Annotated in this window: 19 protein-coding genes; 11 read left to right on the top strand and 8 right to left on the bottom strand. The window is 40.2% G+C overall.

Annotated features, from left to right (window positions below):
* Window positions 1-305 precede the first annotated feature (305 nt).
* The 6 genes from coaE (at window position 306) to GARC_RS15725 (ending at window position 4,595) form a co-directional block, all read left to right on the top strand.
* On the top strand, window positions 306-929 hold the full coding sequence (coaE, locus tag GARC_RS15750) for a dephospho-CoA kinase (protein ID WP_039989846.1): 624 nt from the start codon (window positions 306-308) through the stop codon (window positions 927-929).
* 96 nt (window positions 930-1,025) lie between these two features.
* Window positions 1,026-1,778 (top strand): cell division protein ZapD, encoded by a 753-nt coding sequence (zapD, locus tag GARC_RS15745; protein WP_007621955.1) that lies wholly within the window; start codon window positions 1,026-1,028, stop codon window positions 1,776-1,778.
* A 37-nt stretch (window positions 1,779-1,815) separates the two neighbouring features.
* Complete coding sequence (yacG, locus tag GARC_RS15740) at window positions 1,816-2,055, top strand: DNA gyrase inhibitor YacG (RefSeq protein ID WP_039989845.1); 240 nt, start codon at window positions 1,816-1,818, stop codon at window positions 2,053-2,055.
* Between the two features lie 130 nt (window positions 2,056-2,185).
* Window positions 2,186-2,926 (top strand): glutathione peroxidase, encoded by a 741-nt coding sequence (locus GARC_RS15735; protein ID WP_007621953.1) that lies wholly within the window; start codon window positions 2,186-2,188, stop codon window positions 2,924-2,926.
* 107 nt (window positions 2,927-3,033) lie between these two features.
* Window positions 3,034-4,056 carry an alpha/beta hydrolase gene (locus GARC_RS15730; protein ID WP_007621951.1) on the top strand — a complete coding sequence of 341 codons (1,023 nt, stop codon included), beginning with the start codon at window positions 3,034-3,036 and terminating at the stop codon, window positions 4,054-4,056.
* On the top strand, window positions 4,056-4,595 hold the full coding sequence (locus GARC_RS15725; protein ID WP_007621950.1) for a DUF1697 domain-containing protein: 540 nt from the start codon (window positions 4,056-4,058) through the stop codon (window positions 4,593-4,595). The genes GARC_RS15730 and GARC_RS15725 overlap by 1 nt, the downstream gene beginning before the upstream one ends.
* A gap of 45 nt (window positions 4,596-4,640) precedes the next feature.
* On the opposite strand, the gene rsgA is transcribed toward GARC_RS15725, so the two are convergent.
* A complete protein-coding gene (gene rsgA / locus GARC_RS15720) occupies window positions 4,641-5,696 on the bottom strand; it encodes a ribosome small subunit-dependent GTPase A (protein ID WP_007621948.1) in 1,056 nt (351 codons plus the stop codon).
* 354 nt (window positions 5,697-6,050) lie between these two features.
* Between rsgA and GARC_RS15715 the strand changes: the two genes are divergently transcribed.
* A complete protein-coding gene (locus GARC_RS15715; protein WP_007621946.1) occupies window positions 6,051-7,148 on the top strand; it encodes a glutathione S-transferase family protein in 1,098 nt (365 codons plus the stop codon).
* A gap of 29 nt (window positions 7,149-7,177) precedes the next feature.
* On the top strand, window positions 7,178-7,609 hold the full coding sequence (gene trxC, locus GARC_RS15710) for a thioredoxin TrxC (RefSeq protein ID WP_007621945.1): 432 nt from the start codon (window positions 7,178-7,180) through the stop codon (window positions 7,607-7,609).
* Between the two features lie 51 nt (window positions 7,610-7,660).
* Here trxC and GARC_RS15705 read toward each other — a convergent pair whose 3' ends face one another.
* From GARC_RS15705 to GARC_RS15690, 4 genes are all read right to left on the bottom strand, one after another.
* Window positions 7,661-8,827, bottom strand: coding sequence for an acyltransferase family protein (locus GARC_RS15705; protein ID WP_007621944.1), 1,167 nt, complete (start codon window positions 8,825-8,827; stop codon window positions 7,661-7,663).
* Window positions 8,828-8,907: 80 nt separating this feature from the next.
* Window positions 8,908-9,579 (bottom strand): hypothetical protein, encoded by a 672-nt coding sequence (locus GARC_RS15700; RefSeq protein WP_007621943.1) that lies wholly within the window; start codon window positions 9,577-9,579, stop codon window positions 8,908-8,910.
* Complete coding sequence (locus GARC_RS15695) at window positions 9,579-10,484, bottom strand: ABC transporter ATP-binding protein (protein WP_007621942.1); 906 nt, start codon at window positions 10,482-10,484, stop codon at window positions 9,579-9,581. The genes GARC_RS15700 and GARC_RS15695 overlap by 1 nt, the downstream gene beginning before the upstream one ends.
* Window positions 10,481-10,873, bottom strand: a complete 393-nt coding sequence (locus GARC_RS15690) for a GntR family transcriptional regulator (protein WP_039989843.1) — start codon at window positions 10,871-10,873, stop codon at window positions 10,481-10,483. The genes GARC_RS15695 and GARC_RS15690 overlap by 4 nt, the downstream gene beginning before the upstream one ends.
* Before the next feature lie 314 nt (window positions 10,874-11,187).
* Between GARC_RS15690 and GARC_RS15685 the strand changes: the two genes are divergently transcribed.
* Window positions 11,188-13,083 (top strand): DUF885 domain-containing protein, encoded by a 1,896-nt coding sequence (locus GARC_RS15685; RefSeq protein ID WP_007621939.1) that lies wholly within the window; start codon window positions 11,188-11,190, stop codon window positions 13,081-13,083.
* Window positions 13,084-13,224: 141 nt separating this feature from the next.
* Here GARC_RS15685 and GARC_RS15680 read toward each other — a convergent pair whose 3' ends face one another.
* The 3 genes from GARC_RS15680 to GARC_RS15670 form a co-directional block, all read right to left on the bottom strand.
* Window positions 13,225-13,578: a RidA family protein gene (locus GARC_RS15680; protein WP_007621937.1), complete on the bottom strand. Its 354-nt coding sequence runs from the start codon at window positions 13,576-13,578 to the stop codon at window positions 13,225-13,227.
* 170 nt (window positions 13,579-13,748) lie between these two features.
* Complete coding sequence (locus GARC_RS15675) at window positions 13,749-16,028, bottom strand: xanthine dehydrogenase family protein molybdopterin-binding subunit (RefSeq protein ID WP_007621935.1); 2,280 nt, start codon at window positions 16,026-16,028, stop codon at window positions 13,749-13,751.
* 1 nt (window position 16,029) lies between these two features.
* Window positions 16,030-16,548, bottom strand: coding sequence for a (2Fe-2S)-binding protein (locus GARC_RS15670; RefSeq protein ID WP_039989842.1), 519 nt, complete (start codon window positions 16,546-16,548; stop codon window positions 16,030-16,032).
* Window positions 16,549-16,789: 241 nt separating this feature from the next.
* Here GARC_RS15670 and GARC_RS15665 point away from each other — a divergent pair, with 241 nt between their 5' ends.
* Together GARC_RS15665 and GARC_RS15660 are read left to right on the top strand one after the other, a co-directional pair.
* Window positions 16,790-17,554: an SDR family oxidoreductase gene (locus tag GARC_RS15665; RefSeq protein ID WP_007621932.1), complete on the top strand. Its 765-nt coding sequence runs from the start codon at window positions 16,790-16,792 to the stop codon at window positions 17,552-17,554.
* 475 nt (window positions 17,555-18,029) lie between these two features.
* Window positions 18,030-18,494 (top strand): pyridoxamine 5'-phosphate oxidase family protein, encoded by a 465-nt coding sequence (locus GARC_RS15660; protein ID WP_007621925.1) that lies wholly within the window; start codon window positions 18,030-18,032, stop codon window positions 18,492-18,494.
* Window positions 18,495-18,575: the final 81 nt, after the last annotated feature.

Below are 18,575 nucleotides of genomic sequence, written 5' to 3'. Positions count from 1 at the left end.
TGTGCTCTCTGTGCCCTCTGTGTTTCAAAATCCTTTATTCTTTGGCTTTTCGACATTTAAAAGCTTTCTACCACAGAGAACACAGAGCGCTGCGCTGCACAGAGGAAAAAAATGTTAAGAACAATTAATTGCAAGAATTTATGGCTTTGTTTTTTTCGGCCAAGCCGCCACTCGCCTTTGCTTTTCTCTGTGTACTCTGTGGTTCAAAATCTTTTTTTCTTTGGTTTTTCAGTATTTAAAAGCTTTCTACCACAGAGAACACAGAGCGCTGCGCTGCACAGAGGAATAGAATTAAATTGGCAGGGATGGTTGTGAGTAACTTTGTTGTTGGTATTAGTGGTGGTATTGGTAGTGGCAAAACTACTGTCACTGATTTGTTTGCAAAATACGGGATTGATGTGATCGATGCCGATGTGATTGCCAGAGAAGTGGTTGAACCTGGAACACCTGCTCTAGAAGCTATTGTTGCTAAGTTTGGTGAGTCAGTATTAGATCAAGCTGGTAGCTTGGACAGAGCTAAACTTCGCACTTTGGTTTTTGAGGATACTGAAGTTAAAAATTGGCTCAATCAACTTTTGCATCCTGCTATAAGAGAACAAATGTTGTTACAGACGCAACAAGCCAAATCGGCTTATTGCCTTTTGAGTGTGCCATTGTTGGTAGAAAATAAATTGTATCAACAAGTGGATAGGGTAGTGATTGTTGATGTAGATGAGCAGACTCAACTGCAAAGAACACTGTTGCGTGACAAAACCAATGAGCCACAAATCCGGGCGATTATGAGTGCTCAAGCAACTAGACAGCAACGTTTGGCAGTGGCTGACGATGTGATTGATAATAATGGCAAAGCTGATGATTTAGGCAAACAAGTTGCGCAATTACATCAAGGTTATCTGCAACTTGCGAAACAAAATACAATCTCCAATTAAATACAGATTAATTTTAGCCTATTGATTTGATTAAAAATTCTTTACAATGTTTATCCACTGCAGTAATTGCAGTTTAATTAAGATAAACAGGTGATCATGTCTCAAGCAATTTACGAATTTCCACTCAATGAAAAGGTGCGTACCTACCTTAGGCTTGAGCAGTTATTTAAGCAGCTCGAGCAAGGAAAAACAGCCAGTGAAGATTGGCAATATATTACTTTTCTAGACAGTCTTTTCACGTTACTTGATTTGTCTGAACGCATCGATTTGCGTAGCGACGTATTGAAAGACATTGAGTCACACGAAAAAAATCTAGTTATTTGGTCGCAACACCCAAATATCGATGACGACGCATTACAATTTGCCCTACAAAAAATTCTACGTTTACGTGAGTCATTAAAAAGTAATAAAAAAGTTGGCGCAGAGCTCAAAGAAGATCGATTTTTGGCCTCGATTAGGCAGCGATTTTCGATCCCCGGTGGCACCTGTAGTTTCGATTTACCTAATTTACACTACTGGTTACAGCAGCCAAGTGAAAACAAACAACAGGATATCAACAACTGGTTGCTAGAGCTCACTCCTATCCAACAAGCAATGGAAATCACCCTTTCATTTTTACGTGAAAGAGGGCGTTTTGGTGCAATTGAAGCTGAGAAAGGTTTTTACCAAGGCATTGCAGAAGATAAAAATGAGTTAATCCGCGTGTTGTGTGCAACTGACGAAGGGTATTACCCTATGTTGTCAGGCAATAAATATCGTTACGCAATTCGTTTTACTTTATTTACTCCTACCATGCAGGGTAATTCATCGGTAGACAGTAAAGTGAGCTTTAAGCTGGCGAGTTGTTAAACCTTTAAATTTCCCATTTTTGAGAATATGTATTTCAATGACCATAGTTAATTGTCCCAATTGCAAAAAACCGGTGGAATGGATCCCAACTAGCCTTTTTCGGCCATTTTGCAGTAAAACTTGTCAGCTAATTGATTTAGGTGAATGGGCTGACGAGGCTAAGTCCATCCCTTGTGGCGCCAACAAAGATCAAGAAACCATTAAATTGCCTGACTTCGATATTGAAGACATTGAGGCAATGCTAAGTGAGCAATCCGAAGATTTTTTTAAAGAATAAATTGATTCAATAATTAGATTAGCTTAATCGATATTAATTATTTTAAATGATTAATCGAACTGTGTATCTTTGTGACATTGATTTTTTATTTACTTATTAACTTACTTACCAATCTATATAGGAGACTAATATGTCTAACCCAAATTTTGCAGACAAATCAGGACAAGCAGTACCACAATGTAGCTTTGCCGCACGTGTAAATGACGAGTGGGTAAAACTCACTACAGACGAATTGTTTAAAGGTAAAACAGTCGTTGTTTTCTCTTTACCTGGTGCTTTTACGCCAACTTGTTCTTCTACCCATTTACCTCGCTACAATGAATTGGCTAAAACATTCAAAGCCAATGGCGTAGACGAAATTATTTGTGTATCTGTTAACGATACATTCGTCATGAATGCATGGGCAGCAGATCAAGAATCAGATAACGTGACCCTTATTCCTGATGGAAATGGCGACTTTACTAATGGCATGGGCTTATTAGTAGACAAGTCTGAAATCGGTTTTGGAAAACGTAGCTGGAGATACTCTATGCTGGTAAAAGACGGTGTGGTAGACAAAATGTTTATCGAACCTGATTTACCTGGCGACCCCTTTGAAGTATCAGATGCAGATACTATGCTGGCCTACGTTGCCCCTGAAGCTAAGGCTTCTGTAGCGACTGCTATTTTAACCAAGCCAGGATGTCCTTTTTGCGCCAAAGCAAAAAAATTACTTGATGAAAAAGGTTTTGAATACGAAGAATTGGTTATGGGTAAAGAAGTATCCTTTACTTCACTCAAAGCACTTTCTGGTAACGAATCTTGGCCTCAAGTTTTTATTGGTGGCAAGTTAATTGGTGGTTCTGACGATTTAGAAGCTTACTTCGCTTAAGACTTTGTTTGTTAAAAATGGCGCATTTATGCGCCATTTTTTATGTGGAATGGTTTAGTACAAGTGGATATAGTAGGCGCGTTTTTATTTATGGAAGCACCTTAACTATGAAGTTATCTACGCTATTTTTTTTAATTGCAGCTAATAGCTCCTTTTTCGCACAGTCCCAAAGCATTGAAGCTGAATTTGATAGGTTTGATAAACTTTATCAACAACAATTAGGCAGCACACAAGGCTGTCAATCTCCTGAACTTAACGTATTTCGAGTCTGTTCCGCAGCATTGAGAAATGACGGCAACGCGCCATTTATTTTACATCATAATAAAGTGACCTCTAAGGTAGTGGTGTTATTTCATGGTCTCAGTGATTCCCCTTTTTATTTGCGTTCTATCGCTAAAGCTTTATATCAACAAGGCAATAATGTGGTGGTTGGTTTATTACCTGGCCATGGCAAAAAACAAGCTGATGTGGACATGCGAGATCCCAATTTAGCTGACCGCTGGCGTCAACATTTTGCTGAGGTTGTCGAGCTTTCGGCTGATCTCGGTGAGAACCTTTATTTGGGCGGATTTTCTACTGGTGGCACAGTAGCAACAGAATACGTGTTGCTACATGCAAATGAGGTCAAAGGCTTAATGTTGTTTTCTGGGGCCTTGGCCTTGGATCCAAAAATTGAATGGTTGTCAAAAATATGGGGAAGCCAACGGTTAGCAAAATGGCTCGATGGTGACTATCAAACTTCAGGGGATAATCCTTTTAAATATCCACAAGTGTCTAGATCCGCAGCCCTTGAATTGGCAGAGATTATTTTTTCCATTAGAGAATTAATAGAGCAAGGCAAGGGACCTAATTTACCTATTTTTGTTGCTCACTCAGTTGTAGACAAAACCATCCCTATTTTAGGTGTGAAAAATTTAATGAAAGCGAATCAGGGACTTAATGTCTTCTTTGAAATTTCTAAAGAATATGATGTCTGTCATGCCGATGTGGTTATTAACCAAACACAGTTCACTGAAGTTGAGTATAAACCAACGGCTTTAGAAGAAGTGTTGCCATGCAGCACACCCTCAATTAATCCACTACATGCAGAAATGCTTGAGTCATTGTTGACCTTTATGGCGACTAACTAATGAATAATTGGTTGCTGCTGTTTCGAGGTATTAATGTTGGGGGCAATAACATTGTTCCTATGAAAAAGTTAACTGAAGTTTTGATGTCGATGGGATGTGCTGAGGTTAAAACTTACATACAGACTGGTAATTTTTTAATAGAACACCAAGAGAATAATCAAAGCAAGTTGTCAGCTAATATCGCTGATGAGGTTGAAAAATCCTTTGGGTTTAAGCCTCAGGTATTGGTTTTGAGTTTAGATGAATTTACACAAGCTGCTAGGCAAAACCCATTTCCCAAAGCTGAGCTTGAGCCTAAAAGTTTACACCTTTTTTTCCTATCTCAAGCTGCCCAGTCTGTAGATCTGAATGATTTGTTTTTACTTAAGAAACCTAGTGAATCCTTCGAGCTTGTCGGTCAAGTTTTTTATTTGCATGCGCCTGAGGGGATTGGTCGTTCTAAGTTGGCAGTAAAAGTAGAAAAACACTTGGGTGTGGCTACTACTGCAAGAAATTGGAATACGGTGCAAAAATTACTAGGGCTTGCTGGAATTGAATGAAAACTAAGGGCAACTATAGCTACCCTTAGTTTTTAAAGCGCCACTCTAAAAATTATCGATACGATGTTTTTTAGAATGGATAGATGTTTTGATCAATTTACCAAATTTACGATCTTTTTGATGAACTTGGGCCAAAGTCATGCTGTTTCTGGCTTGTTCACTTAATATTTTTTGATAGTTCGTTAATCTGCGTTCTTCCAATAATCCTGCTTTTATCGCTTGTTGCACCGCGCAACCAGGCTCTTGATGATGATGACAGTCAGCAAACTTACACTGCCTAGCCAAGTCTTCAATATCAGAAAATACCTCTTTAATGCCGTCTTCGCAGTCAGTTAATTGTAGTTCGCGCATTCCCGGACAATCTAAAATTAATCCGCCTGATACAGCAAAAAATAATGATCTTGAGGTGGTGGTATGTCTACCTTTGTTATCGTCTTGACGTATGGCAGCCGTTTTTTCCTGTAAACCACATAGGGTATTCGTTAGTGTTGTTTTACCCACTCCTGACGAGCCTAATAACACTACCGTTTGACCAACACCACACCAATCAAATAAGCCTTGGCAACTCTCAGAGTCTAAAGCATTAACTGTCAGTATCACTAGATGGGACTGTAAGTCATGTAATTGCTCTAAATACTCATCTAATTGACTTTGGTTAACTAAATCAGCTTTGGTTAAGACCAAAACAGCGACTGCACCAGCTTCTTTACATAAGGCTAGATAACGCTCAATTCGCGACAGATTAAAATCTTGATTAAAAGAACTGACTATAAATGCAGTATCTACATTAGTCGCAATTAATTGATGGCTATTTGCCCCAGGTGATTTACGTTGAAACACACTTTGTCGCTCCAATATAACTGGTATATCGACAGCGTTATTCGAGACTAATAACCAATCACCAATGGTGGTTCCTTGTAGGTTAGGGTATTGGGCTAAGTCTAGATTGAGTTCACCGTCTTCCCCAAGTACTACTAGTCGATTCCTAAATACTTGGGTGATCCTATGGGGTTTAGTTTGTTCCAGATCGTCTAAAGTCAGTTGTTGATTAAAAAATGTTTTCCAGCCTAGTTGGGCTAAAGTGTAATATTTTTCAGACATGATAAATCCTGTTGTCTTTATAGGTAAAAGGGGAGTCCCTCAGACAACGGGTAAAAATCAGAATATAAGACTATTCTGTTAAATAGCTACCCGTCGCACACTTCTAGTAGGGCAGTAACAACAATCATCAAAAATCTCCTTAGGCATTCCATATATTTATTACTGATAAAAATAACAGCGAGATGAAGGGGTGTAAAGCTAAAACCTGTATATGTCTGCCGATGGCTATAAAATTCTATAGTTAATCATCAACCAAAGAAATGGCGAATTGTTGAAAGCGTTTTATTCTAGAGTCGGTTTATATACCTATACCTTAAAACCATGTACTAGACTCAATCATCTAAAGGATAAAACATGTCAGAACAATACACACTTTATGGCTCGCCAATGTCCTTATATACGGGTAAGGCTAGAGCTTATTTGACTTTCAAGGCATTGCCTTACACAGAAGTGTTTTCTTCGATAAAGGTTTATAAAAGTGTCATTGTTCCCAAAACTGGCGTCCGTTTTGTACCTGTTGTCAAAACACCTGAAGATGAATATTTACAAGATACCGCACAAATTATCGATACCCTTGAGCAACGTCATTCTGAACGTTCGGTTATTCCCACAACCCCTAAACAGAAGTTAGTCTCTTACCTTTTTGAAACCTGGGGTGATGAATGGTTAGTGATACCCGCTATGCATTACCGTTGGAATAAAGCCAACTTCCCCTTTATTTATGAAGAGTTTGGGAAAGTTATAGCACCAAATATGCCTGGCTTTATTCGCGCTTTTATCGGCAAAAAAATTGGTGCTAAGTTTAAGGGATTTGTGCCTATGTTAGGCATTACTGATAAGAGTATTCCTGCCATAGAAGACTGGTATGAAAATCATGTGTTGCCTCTATTGGATAAACATTTTTCTGAGCATGATTATCTATTGGGCAATAAACCTTGTTTAGGTGATTTTGGTTTAATGGGTCCTTTGTATGCACATTTATACCGAGATCCCGAGCCTGGGGCGTTAATGAAAAAAATAGCGCCTAACGTGGCCAAATGGGTTGAAAGAATGAATCAACCTCAAGACGTTGAAGGAGAATATTTGGCTGATGATATTATCCCCGAAACTTTACTTGAGCTGTTGTCTCGTATCTTTAAAGAGCAGTGGCCAGTGCTAATTAATACAGTGAAAGAGTTAGATAAGTGGGCTGAGTCCAATCCGCAAGAGGTCGAGATCCCTAGAAGCATAGGAGAACACCAGTATACTATTGGTGAAATATCTGAACAGCGTGCCATTGGCACTTTTCATCAATGGAAAGTGCAACGAATATTGGATTGTTACCACCAATTTGATGAGCAGCAGAAAAAGACAGTTGATACTTTTTTGCAATCCGTTTGTGGATTAGAGAGTATGCAGTTAGATATTAAAAAGAAACTGAGTAGAATTAACAATAAATTAGTATTCAATTAAATTGAATTAAACCCATTAGAGGAAAATAAATGCACATTGTTTGTTCCCATTGCCTTGCAATAAACCGTATACCAGAAGACAAAAGTCATACTCAGGCCAAATGTGGTAAGTGCCAGCAAGCGGCTTACTCTTCGAGCCCTGTTGAGTTGACTGATGCTTCATTCTATCGTTACATCGAAAAAAATGATTTGCCTGTGATTGTGGATTTTTGGGCAAGCTGGTGTGGACCCTGTAAAGCAATGGCTCCAGTGTTTACGAATATTGCTAAACAGTCTGAAGAATTGTTATTTGCTAAAGTGAATACTGAACAAGCGCAACAAGTTTCGGCAGATGCCTCTATTCGTAGTATTCCTACGCTGATCTTTTTTCTACATGGTAAAGAAATCGATAGAGTGTCTGGTGGCTTAAGTGAGTCACAATTAAAAAGCTGGATAATGCAGTGTCTGCAAAAATTGGGTTAACTAATGCTTGTAAATTTCCCCAAACGAATCTTTAGTTTGGGGCAAAGAACTTTATAGGTTACTTGGTTTCTTCTTGCCATTTAACAGCCAACCTATGGGCGTCCGTTGTACTAAGATTAGATAGCTTACTAAACCAATCAGAAGTGTCCCGAAAGAGCTAAGTAAAAATTCAACTAGCAATGGCCATTCTTTATCGAGCAAGTAAAATTGCAACAACAACAATACTGGTAAATGAATAATGTAAATCCAGTAAGAAGAGTCTGCAATTAATTTCATGGTGCTGTTTTGTTTATTAAACAGACTACGTCCAACTATTAACAAAAACAGACTCATAAAGGCACTGATGTAAGCCTGCAAGGTTGCAAGTCCTGTTTGTTTTAAATCAATAGATGGCGAAGTCGCCATAACAGTCATGATTTCTTGCATGCTGTTATGCCTTGGAAACAATTCAAAAAACAGGATGTAGGCGACTACACTAACTCCTAACATTACCCACACATAGGGTCGAAGTTTGTCTAAAAACTCTTGATGACTAAATAATCCAAAACCAAACAAAAAGAATAAACCGAAGAAACCAAAGGACCATAACTGCGGCATAAATTGTTCCGGAGCAGGGATAGGTGCGTGTTGTGTCATTAGAGCGGGTACCAATAAAAGAGGGCCTAACAACAAGAACAGTTTTGGCATTTTGATGAGCCGCGACATCCAATCAAATTTAAGGAATTTCACCACGACCACAGTCACAAAATAAAAAAATGTTAACTGGTATAGAAACCACAAATGCGTAGTGGTGACTGGTGGGGCAGGGGCATCAGGGTATTGTGCCATCATTGCAATAAAACCTAAGATGGGGGATTTTGCTTGAACACTTTCTGTTGCCCAACCAATCAGTATTACAAAAGAGAGGATCACCAAAGGTAGAAATATTACCAAAGGTAAAGTGATCCGAATTAAGCGATTTTTTATCATCGCAGCTAACCCTCTTTTTTGGATCAACAAGGCCGTAAAAAAACCGGCTATCAAAAAGAATAAAGGCATACGGAATGTGTGACTGAAAAAAGCGATAAAATCGACTATCACTGAATTCTGGGGGCTTGCTGTAAACCAAACCTCTTTAAGTGAAGGACTGTAAGCTAATGCTGCGTGGAAAAATATACCAAGTAACATGGCAAACGCCCGTAAATTATCCATATAGTGGACACGACTATGACTACCCATAATGAGCACCTTTTATAGTAAAGTTAAGTAAAATTGAACTAGGTTTTAGTTGGCTTAAATCAGCCTAAGTTAAGGCCTATCTAAAGAAAGCAGGCCTTTCGGGATTTGATGAAAATGGTGGTACCTATGACTATTGCGATAATCAAAATTTCAGCAACAATCAAGGTATAAACGCTTGAATTAAATACGGCTGTTTCGGATTCAATATTGCTGCCAATAGATTGAATGCCGGCAATCGCAAATATAAACATGTTAAAAAACAAGTTAAGTACAATCATTGTCACCATAGTGACCGCCATAGAACCGCTTAACACGCCGGCACAAAGCAATAGTGTAGTCGCGACCAATATTTCTACTGCACAGATTATCAACATAGGCAGCATACCATTTGGTAAATGGCTGAAATATATGATCAGCACAGTGGTGATAACAATGATCCCCCAACTCACCATATAAATAGCTAGACCGCCAATTATTTTAGATAAGGCGTAATCCAAAGGTTTAATCGGCAGTGCCGTGATGAAAGATAATTGTGACTCTTTCTTTTCTGTCACCACTATATTGATGGCTAAATGGGCGCTGGATCCAATCAATACTGTGATTAATCCTATGAAGCCTAAGTAATAAACAGTATAAGAAGGCACTACCATTAGGCCTGCTGAAATAATACCTAGTAGCGCATACCCCAACATATAATCTTTATATAAATGCCAATCTTTGGTGATGAGTTTTGTGATCATAAAGGTATTCATTATTTGGCTCCTATATTCTGAGCTTGTCTGCGGTGATTAACGTTGGCTAAGAAAATTTCTTCTAAAGTCATATTTTCTACTGCTAATACTTTAATATTTTGTTGCTGATATGCCTCTAAAATTGAGTGGCAGAAATGGTTGCTGATCACCGAGGCCAAGCGTCCATCTTGCTCAATTTGTACAATATTACCCATAGGCACCATGGGCTTATCAGAAGGTAATTCGACCTGTATTCGTCGCCAGTTTTCTAAGAAGGTTTCTTTGTCATTGGTATCGATTATTGCTCCGCGATCGATAAAGGTAATTTGATCCGATATTTTCTCAACATCCGCAGTATTGTGAGAAGAAAACAATACGGTGCGTTCCTCATCTTTTAAAATAAGGGCTAATTCATTATTCACTTCTTGGCGTGCTACAGGATCCAGACCAGTTGTTGGCTCATCCAACACCAAGAGTTTTGGTTTACGTGCTAACACCAATAATAACTGTGCTTTGATATGCTGACCTTTAGAAAACTGTTTAATTTTTTGCTCAAGGTTAAGATCAAATCGCTGTAACAGTTCTTTAGCGTAGTTATCGTCCCAACCAGGGTATATCGATTTGATAAACGCCATATGCCAGCCAAGATTTTTACCGCCATATAACTTCATCTCTTCTGAGCTATAACCTACGTGATGTTTAATCTGAGTCTGGAATTTAGGCATTTCTTGCCCTAAAACCGTTGCTGTGCCGTTATCAGCTTGCATTAAACCCATGATGATCCTGATAGTGGTTGATTTACCAGCACCGTTGGCACCAACAAATCCCATTATCTGCCCTTTGGGCAAAGTGAGATTGACATTGTTAAGGTCAAAATAGTTAAAATGTTTATTCACATTTTGTAGTTGGATCGCTAACTCATTCATTGTTCATTTCCAGTGGTATTTAATAACACTTGATTCATTCGTTCTTTGGTTTCATCGTCGCTTAACCCTAGTTGGCGTGCGCTGAATACCACCTGTTTTAACTTTTCATCCAGTTCAGATAACTGTAAATCTGCACGAACTGTTTCAGACTCGGCGATAAAAGATCCCCGCCCTTGCTGGGTCACAATTACGCCCTCAAGTTCCAATTCTGAATATGCCCGTTTAACCGTAATAACACTTACACCGGTCACAGAGGCCATTTCCCTAATAGACGGTAAATGAAATCCTGTTTGCCAGTCACCGACCATTACCTTTTGTTTAATCTGCCCCATGATCTGCTGATACATAGGTCTGCTATCTGTTTGTGAAAGAAACAATTTAATCGTCATTAAATATCGTTGCTGTGTATATCTGATATGCACAGTATATACAGCTATGCACAGTTGACAAGTATTTCGTTTAATATTTATACAAAAACAGCTGAGTAATATTCTAATTGTTCTTAACGTTATGAAATTTAAGGATAAATTAATATTTTAAGTTTGGAAGATATCGATTCGACCTAAATATTAAGTAAATTTTCAAGATATGCCGTAGAGTATGTTGGTGGATTTTTAAACATTATGGCTACACCGGTTAAGGTTTTTTCTGAAGGACTGTGTATAACGGCACAGCTACTGAACCTAAAATAGAAGGAATTATCATGAAAAAAACTGTTTTTGTAACATCTCTTATCTTGGTACTAAACGCCTGCGGATCAGCTGACAAAGGAGTGCCAACACAATCCAATACTCAGCAAGCAAAGGCACAAGAGCAACCGCTTGTGCAGGGTAAATTTGAAGAGGTAATGAATAACATTACAAGAAGTTGGCTAAAGGCATCACCGCAAAGTGCTAGTGCGTTAGGTGTTTCTGAAGATATAGCTGGTGGACGCTACATCGATAGGCTCGGGCTTACAGGCCTGGCCGGTCGTGAACAGACATTGGCACTGGTCAAATCTTTCGTTAAACAACTAGAAGCGCTTATACCTAGCTCGCTAACACAGCAGCAGAAACAAATGGTCGAAGTGCAGCTTTTCCGTTATCGCCAAATCTTGGAGATTGACCAACTTGTCGATTATGGAACCCCTTATCTTACCCAATATGGACCTGTATTTGAGCCCTATGCTGTAGCGCAAATGAATGGTCCTCATGTTGAATTCACTAGTATGCTGGAAAATGATCACCCAGTAACCAATCGTGATGAGGCTGAAGCCTTCATCAAGCGTCTTATCGCCTCATCGGATATGCTGGCTGGCTTGAAAGAAGGAGTGTTAGCCGATGCCAAAAAAGGGGTGGTGCCGCCAGATTTTATTATTAAAAAAACCGCAGCTATGTTGCGTAGCTTGATTGCTGTTGAGCCTCAGGCAAACCCCATTTTTACCTCATTCAAAACACGGGTTGAAAAAAATGCAATTGAGGGTTCTGAAGAACTTCAAGCGCAAGCGCTAGAAGCATTAAGCTCACATACTTATCAAGGTTATGCCGCCCTTGCGGATACTTTGGGATCACTGTTGGCGGATGCGCCGCATACTGCGTCATTATCAAGTTTACCTAATGGCGAAGCGTTATATAAAGCCATGATACAACTAAATACCGATACCCAGATGACCGCAGATGTTATTCATAAAATCGGTTTGGACAACGTGGCGCGGATCCATGCAGAGATGGACTTACTAATGCTTAGCGCTGGTCGAACCAATGGCACTGTGCCAGAACGTTTAAACGCTATGTCTAAAGATCCAACCTTAGTTTATCCCGATACAGAAGCCTATAAACAACAAACGCTGCAGGAAGTGCGCGATATGATTGCAGCCTTCGACAAAGTGGCACCAGAATATTTTGCAACACTACCCAAAGCTAGCGTAGAGGTGCGACGTGTTCCTTCATTTCGAGAAGAAACCAGTGCAGCTGGTTATTACAATGGCCCATCAGAAGACGGCACTCGGCCGGGGATTTACTACCTTAACTTACGCTCAACTAGTCTAATACCTACCTATGGTTTGCCCACTATTACTTATCATGAAGCCGTACCCGGACACCATTTCCAAGTGGCACTTGGTTTGGAACTCAAAGGGTTTCCTCTGCTACATCGCGTTAATACCAACACCAATGCATTTGCCGAAGGGTGGGGCCTGTATGCTGAGCGTCTAGCGTGGGAAATGGGTATGTATAAAGACAAACCGCTAGAAGACATTGGTCGATTATTTGATGAGTTGCATCGAGCTGTTCGTCTGGTAGTGGATACTGGCATGCACGCTAAAGGCTGGAGTCGTGAGCAAGCGATAGAATATATGGCGGCCACTAAGGGATCGGATGCATCCGGTAATGGCTCAGAAGTGGTTTCGGAAATAGAGCGCTATGTGGCTATGCCCGGTCAAGCTTTGGGCTACATGATTGGCATGCAAAAGATATTAGCGTTACGCAGCGAAGCAAAGGCTCAGCTAGGTGATGCTTTTGATATTCGAGCGTTCCATGATGCAGTGTTAACGAAAGGCGGCATGCCACTGCCTTTGTTAGATCAGGATGTGCGAGAAACTCTTGGTTTGTCTAAAGACTAATATAACAGAGAGCTAACTCGAAGTGCGCTGAGTTGAAAGAAGTTGAACATGAATGCGATGAGGATAAATCCGTGAGCAAATATCCTCAACGTTTCATATGCAAAGTGCTAAAAATTTACTGGTGTTTTTCTCAAATTAATTTTACTTCTGTGCTGCTACAACTGAAATTTCAACTAATAATTCAGCTCTAGCCATGGATGCTTGAACGCAAGCTCTAGCTGGAGCATGACCTTCTGGTACCCAGTTATCCCACACCGCATTCATAGCCGCAAAGTCTTGCATGTCTTTAATATACAGAGTGGCTGAGAGCATATGTTCTTTATCACTGCCTGCGTCCAATAACAGTTGTTCAACCTTGTCGAGCATGGTTTGGGTTTGGTGTTCTATGTCTTGAGTGGCATCTGCACAAACTTGGCCACACAGGTAAATAGTACCTTGGTGGATCACAATTCGACTCATGCGTTGTTTGGTTTCTTGGCGTTGAATGCTTGTCATTTTTACAGTTAGCTCCTGATATTTTTGAAACAGAGATCATAGCAAGATTGAGAGTTTTGATTCGTTTTATATAAACATATATGACTCATACGACTATCCATAAAAAAAGCGCCATAACTTATAAAAGAAATGGCGCTTTGAAATACAGTTCTTAGTGGAGCTGCTTTACTCTATATTAAAGCTTTTACAGCCTTAGGAGTGATAGGTAAGTCGCGTACTCTGGCGCCAACAGCATTAAATATTGCGTTACCGATAGCAGGTGCAACTGCAATTAGACCTGGCTCACCTAATCCGGTAGGTATTTCGGTATTTTCTACAAAACTGATATCCAATTCAGGTACATCTGCCATGCGTAGTGGCGTATAGCTGTTTAAATTGGTATCAGCAACTTGACCGTCTTTAATTGCTGTTCCTTCGTGTAATGCAAGGCTAAGTCCCCAAAGCATGGCACCTTCTGTTTGGGCTAATGCGCCATCGGGGTGAACAACAGTGCCACAGTCCATAACACTGGTAAGCTTTAACACTTTCACTTCGCCCGTTTCAGGAGCCACTCTTACATGGGCTACACAGGCACTCCATGTGGGCATATTACGTTCTTGTCCAGCGGCTATTGCTATGCCTAAACCCTCATTTTTAGGTAAGGTTTTACCCCAACCAGATTTCACTTTTATTTCCTTGAGCACATGAGCAAGACGTTTTGCACCACCTACAGCCTCGGGTGCTTTACTAGAGTTTTTACCTTTTGCGTCTAACAATTTCAAACGAAAATCAACAGGATCTGTATTTTGAGCATGAGCGACTTCATCCATAAAAGACTCTACACCCCATGCAATCCAACCTGGACCTACAGCACGTAGCCAACCTGGTACAAAGGTTTTTTGTGCAAGTGTATTGTTGATGGCTCGAACTCTATGGTTGTTGAGGCTGTACCAATGGTCGGCCCCACTAATCGAAAAAGTATCGACTTTGGTTTTTTTATCAACGCTGTCTGGCATAAATCCGGGCGCCATAGTCAAAGTCGGCCAACCCGCGGCGGCGGCATGATCAATACCTTGTAACGCATTGTCGCCATCCCAATAGGCTGCAAAATGTTGTACTGAAGGAGAGCGAATACAGTCGAAACGCGAGTCATCTTCGCGGGTAAATACCAGCTTAACCGGTTTACCTATAGCTTTAGCAGTCAGTGCCGCAGGGATCATGTAGTCTCCAGCTAAGCGCCTACCAAAACCACCACCAAGGTAATATTGATGAATAATGACTTTGTCGTCAGTGAGTCCGACTGATTTAGCCACAACAGGCAAAAATAACGATTGCCATTGGTTACCTGTATGCACATGGCAAATACCGTCTTTAAACTCGACAGCGGCATTGACGGGTTCTAAAGCAAAGTGCAAAACAGAAGATGTTCTGTAAGTGGAATCGATAGATTTTTTGGCTTCAGCAGCTGCTTTATCTATATCTCCGTGGTCGACAAAACGTCCTCCTGAGGTTTTGTCAGCAACTAGTTTTTCACCTTCTTTGATTAAATCTTGTTCACTAACATGGGTTGTCTCACCCGCCTGATATTCCACTTTTATGGCATCGGCTGCGCGAATTGCGCCGTAGTAGGTATCGGCCAATACTGACACCCAACCTTGTAGGATATTGCTGGGATCCTGTAAAATTTCATAGCCTAAGTAACCTTTAACCTTAGTTGCTTTGCTATCATTCACTTTAAGTACCTTTGAACCATAACGTGTTGGGGGTACTAAAGGACGGGCGTACACCATGCCTTCGATTTCTACATCAATGCCATATTTTGCTGTGCCAGTCGTTTTTGCAGGTATATCCAAAGCGTTACTGGGTTTCGACACAAGTCGTCTGGTTTGAGGATCTTTAGGTGTGAACAGGGCTAGTTCTTCTGCACTAAAGGTTCTATCTATATTGCCCTGACTAATTATATCGGCGAAGCTAATCGACTTGTCACCACAAATCACATGACTATTTTGTGCTTTACAGTCACTTGTTTGAACTTTAAGTAATTTTGCTGCGGCTTCAATTAAAACGGTGCGCCCCGCTGCACCTGCTTGGGACATGGGTAAGTAAGATTGCCAAACAGACCATGAACCGCCAGTGACCATATATCCCCATTTGGGATCGGTATCCACATGTTTGATCGAAACTTTATCCCAATCAGCACCTAATTCATCGGCAACAATACGGGCGATGGCAGTACCTACGTGTTGTCCCATTTCAGCTCGCGAAATGTTGACTAAAATCGAACCTGTTTGATCAATTTCAAACCAAACTGTTGGATTAAAGTGTTTTTTATTGAGTGCGGTAGCAGCTGATTCTGAGGAGTATGCAGTCATCACAGGCGCAAAGGCCATAACTAAGCCTGTGCCTACTGTACCTATTAAAAAATTACGACGGCTTTGTTCAATTTTTTCGGTTTTATTGAGGCGAGTCATCTTATACTACCTCCTGTTCATTATTGCTTTCTAGAATACTTTCTCTTTTAGGATCATAAATTTCTACGACACTGGCACTTGCTGAAGACACTTGTTTAATAGCTTCTTTGATACGTTTGTAAGACATACAGCGACAGAGGTTGCCGTTCATGTACTCCACAATTTCCGTATCTGAAGGATTGGCATTAGTGGCCAACAATGCAGAGGCTTGCATGATTTGACCTGATTGGCAGTAACCACATTGAGGCACCTGATGTTCAACCCAAGCCTTTTGTAAAGGATGTTTGTTTTCAAGCCCTTCAATCGTTCTTATTTCACTTCCATCAAGGGCGCTAATTGGCAGAGAACACGATCTAACCGGACTACCATTAAAATGTACAGTACAGGCACCGCACATGGCAATTCCGCACCCAAACTTGGTGCCTTTAAGTCCAAATTCGTCGCGGATAACCCATAATAATGGTGTGTCTGTAGGTGCATCCGTACTCATCTTGTTACCGTTAAGTGTAAATGTAATCATAGTTGTGCCCATAGTCCGACTTAGCAATATGCTCCGTCTTGGTGATTAACAGTGTAGCAATAAAAAACCAGCTTGATACTCATCCTGATGAATATCTGCCTAACAATAATATGTTAGCTTCTTTATAACGTATTTACCCATCCCATTCATTCTACTGATAGGACAATATGTCGAAAGGCTATTTTTTGTTTGGCGTATGGATTGGTAATCTTGGAGTTGGTATGAACTCGAGATCAAATATATGGTTATTCAAAATGCGTTTTTAGACAAGGTTGTATTAATAACAGGAGCTGCCGCTGGGATCGGTGAAGCCGCTGCACGGGCTTTTGCAGCACATGGTGCCAAGGTAGTGTTGACGGACATAGATGAACGTGGCGAACAAGTAGCACAAGATCTGTGTACACAAGGTCATAATGCTGTTTTCCAAGACTGTGATGTGAGTAACAATGGATCAGTAACTGCACTTTTTAGCTTTATTCAAGACTCTTTTGGTCGCTTAGATATTGCGTTTAATAATGCCGGTATTGATATCGAGTCAGGCAAGTTGGCTGATGGCAGTGAGGATGTTTTTGACAAAATCATGGATGTCAATGTCAAAGGAGTGTGGCTGTGTATGCAACATGAAATCCAAAGTATGCTTAAAACTGGTGGTGGGGCGATTGTGAATACTGCCTCAGTTGCGGGTTTAGGCGCTGCCCCAAAGATGAGTATCTATGCTGCGAGCAAACATGCGGTAGTTGGCTTGACTAAGTCAGCAGCTGTTGAATATGCCAAAAAGGGCATCAGAGTTAATGCTATTTGCCCAGCTGTAATAGATACTAATATGTATCGACGTGCGATCGCAGGTGATGAGAAAAAGGCTCATATGATTGGCTCTATGCATCCCGTTGGCCGAGTAGGTACAGTAGAAGAGGTTGTTAGTGCAGTATTGTATTTGAGTTCTGACGCGGCAGGCTTCACCACAGGAGCTACCTTACCAGTCGATGGCGGTTCAACTGCTATCTAGTAGCAACGTTTTATGGCAAGTTATTCAATGCCAATTATTACTGTTAAAACAGCTCGGCTAAAGCAACTTGAACCTGTTAGGGCTGTTTTATTGTTATTTGTAGTTGCCATTAATTAATAAGGAATAACAACTAGATTTGCCATAAAGCACCTCTAATAGTAAAAAGACAATGTGTGATACATGAACGAATCAATATTAATTCTATTCCAGTTCTCTAAGCTTATCTAATAAAGCGTATTTTAATATGAGCTAAGTTTATCAAAATATTCGTATTAAACTAATCAGTTAACTCCAGTGTGACTCTTCTACAAACAATAATGAAATTATTACAATTTTTCAGAATGGTAACTGTGAGGTATAAACTTAAAGTTATAAAATTCAATTGCTTATGTTTACATTAAAGCTGGCGCATATACTGCAGATTACACTGTAATAGTAAGACTAAATACATATGCATTTAAAATAGGAGTCAATTATGTCAAACGAATTAGTGAGAAATATGTGGCAAGCCCTAGCCAAAAGTCCATACCTTATGATTAGCTTAAATAATAAGCCTGAGCACAGTGAACCAATGCGCGCTCAGTTGGAACCAGAAGCAAATGGATATTTCTGGTTTTACACCTCCAAAGACAACAGAATTGCTGATGGTGGAAAAGCCATGGCGCAATTTGCTAGCAAAGATCATCAGCTGTTTGCTTGTATAGCAGGCCATTTAGTGGAAGAAACAGACCAAGAGGTTATTTCTCGTTATTGGTCTAACCCAGTTGAAGCTTGGTACGAGGGCGGCAGAGAAGATCCTAAGTTGAAAATGATGCGTTTTGAACTCGATACGGCTGAAATATGGTCTGTTGATCCAAGCGTAGTGGGAATGCTCAAATTATCCAGTGGTGCAACTTTGTCATCAGGCGATATGGGAAAGCATAACAAGATTGCTTTTTAAACCTGAACCTATGAATTAAGATATCACTCTAGGGGCTTAGTTTGATGAACTGAGCTCCATCTTTTAACTTATTTTAGGTTT

It is taken from the genome of Paraglaciecola arctica BSs20135, assembly GCF_000314995.1.
Taxonomy (GTDB): Bacteria; Pseudomonadota; Gammaproteobacteria; order Enterobacterales; family Alteromonadaceae; genus Paraglaciecola; species Paraglaciecola arctica.
The sequence above is the reverse complement of the archived record's forward strand: the minus strand, read 5'-3'. Positions and strand labels throughout refer to the sequence as shown.